The 656-nt window shown below is 31.7% G+C and carries 1 protein-coding gene; it reads right to left on the reverse strand.

Annotated elements, in window-relative coordinates; genetic code table 11:
* Positions 1 to 107: 107 nt before the first annotated feature.
* Positions 108 to 656, reverse strand: a 549-nt coding sequence (locus HSX10_RS18640; RefSeq protein ID WP_173589764.1) for an IS3 family transposase, incomplete at its 5' end; no start/stop codon positions are given.

Consider the following 656-nt stretch of genomic DNA (forward strand, 5'->3'; position numbering starts at 1 on the left):
TGTATTATACTGATATAGGTTGACTCTTTTTAGTTAATATTTAGACGTTCAAAAGATTTTTTTCAGCCGTTTAGAAGGCAAAAAAATAGTTTGAACTATGTCTGTTCTTAAATCGTTAGTTCAGGTAAATTTACATTATATTTTCGATAGGATTTGTATTTGATATTAGGATTTAAATGCACTTCTGCAGGTTTTCTTAATTCTAAGCTAAAATGCGTTCTTAAATTGTTATAAATATAGACTGCTTGCTCAGTCATTTTTTGAGCTAGTTCTGTGTTTTTAATAGTTTGTTTTAATCCATATTCGTATTTCAACGTTCTGTTAATTCGTTCAGCTACAGCATTTTCATAAGGGTCGTATTGCTCAGTCATACTCATTACGATATTGTTGTCTTCAGCAAAAGTTGTATACTTAGGATTACAGTATTGAAAACCTCTGTCAGAATGATGAATAAGCTTTTGATCAGGGTATTTTCTGTTTTTAATAGCCATAGCGAGTGCATCGGTGCAAAGTGATGTTCTCATATGGTTATCGAGTTTATATCCCATAATCTGCTTAGAATAAGCATCTGTAACAATTGCTAAATAATTATGACCGTATTGTGTTTTAATATAAGTGATATCGCTGACCCAAAGTTGTTCAGGACGAGTAGGGAC

It is taken from the genome of Winogradskyella undariae (genome assembly GCF_013285155.1).
In the GTDB taxonomy this organism is placed as follows: Bacteria; Bacteroidota; Bacteroidia; order Flavobacteriales; family Flavobacteriaceae; genus Winogradskyella; species Winogradskyella undariae.